Origin of the sequence: Litoribacter ruber, from assembly GCF_018449405.1 — a bacterium.
Classification (GTDB): domain Bacteria; phylum Bacteroidota; class Bacteroidia; order Cytophagales; family Cyclobacteriaceae; genus Litoribacter; species Litoribacter ruber.
In genome coordinates, this window is the sequence record NZ_JAHCMY010000033.1 from 1 (window position 1) to 1578 (window position 1578).

A 1578-nucleotide genomic window follows, 5' to 3' on the forward strand; every position below is an offset into this window, starting at 1 on the left:
GGCGGGTATCCTGAGTAGGCCGGGACAGGAGAAATCCCGGTTGAATTTGCCGGCACCATCCGGTAAGGCTAAATACTCCTGAGAGACCGATAGTGAACCAGTACCGTGAGGGAAAGGTGAAAAGTACCGTGAATAACGGGGTGAAACAGAACCTGAAACCGTGCGCTGACAAGCGGTCGGAGCCCTTGAGTGGGGTGACGGCGTGCCTATTGCATAATGAGCCTACGAGTTACTCCTCACTGGCGAGGGTAAGGAATTAAGTTCCGTACCCGGAGCGAAAGCGAGTCTGAACAGGGCGCTTAGTCAGTGGGGGTAGACGCGAAACTTTGTGATCTACCCATGGACAGGTTGAAGCTCTGGTAAAACAGAGTGGAGGACCGAACCGATAAACGTTGAAAAGTTTCCGGATGATCTGTGGGTAGGGGTGAAAGGCCAATCAAACTGAGAAATAGCTCGTACTCCCCGAAATGTTTTTAGGAACAGCGTCGGGAATTGTATGGCGGAGGTAGAGCTACCGATAGGACTAGGGGGAGTCACATCCTACCAAATCCTGACGAACTCCGAATGCCGCCATACAGAACCGGCAGTGAGGGCAAGGGTGCTAAGGTCCTTGTCCGAGAGGGAAAGAACCCGGACCTTCCGCTAAGGTCCCCAAATCCACACTAAGTTGAACAAAGGTGGTCCAGCTGCAGAGACAGCCAGGAGGTTAGCTTGGAAGCAGCTATTCCTTTAAAGAGTGCGTAACAGCTCACTGGTCGAGCGGCAGGGCGTCGATAATAATCGGGCATCAAGTGTGGTACCGAAGCGAAGGATTGTACACAGGTACAGTGGTAGGGGAGCATTCCAACGGCGGCGAAGGTGCATGGCGATGTGCGCTGGAGTTGTTGGAAAAGCAAATGTAGGCATAAGTAACGATAAGGCGGGCGAGAAACCCGCCCACCGATAGACCAAGGTTTCCTGATCAACGCTAATCGGATCAGGGTCAGTCGGGACCTAAGGCGAACCCGAAAGGGGCAGTCGATGGACAACGGGTTAATATTCCCGTACCCCTTATACAGGCAACGGAGTGACGGAGTGATGAAAGATCCGCGCGGTGACGGAATACCGCGTTGAAGGCCGTAGGTATTGGACTTGTAGTTAAATGCGCAGGACCAGCCGAAAGCCGATAGTACCGAGCGTCTTCGGACAATCGGATAGTGATCCTAAGGGCTTCCAAGAAAAACTTCTAGCGTCAAGCGTATAAGGGCCCGTACCGCAAACCGACACAGGTGGTCAAGGAGAGAATCCTGAGGTGCTCGAGTGAATCATGGCTAAGGAACTCGGCAAAATGGCCCTGTAACTTCGGGAGAAGGGGCGCCTATCCCGCACTTCGGTGCGGGAAGGCCGCAGTGAAAAGGCCCAGGCGACTGTTTATCAAAAACACATGGCTTTGCGAAGTGGCAACACGAAGTATAAGGCCTGACACCTGCCCGGTGCCGGAAGGTTAAGGGGGGGCGTTATCGTAAGAGAAGCGCTGAACTGAAGCCCCGGTAAACGGCGGCCGTAACTATAACGGTCCTAAGGTAGCGAAATTCCTTG

Annotated in this window: 1 rRNA gene (only partly in view); it reads left to right on the forward strand. The window is 53.5% G+C overall.

The annotated features are described in order from the left end of the window. A 23S ribosomal RNA gene (locus KI659_RS18420) occupies positions 1-1578 on the forward strand (its annotated part continues 1321 nt past the right edge of the window); the annotation flags it as partial.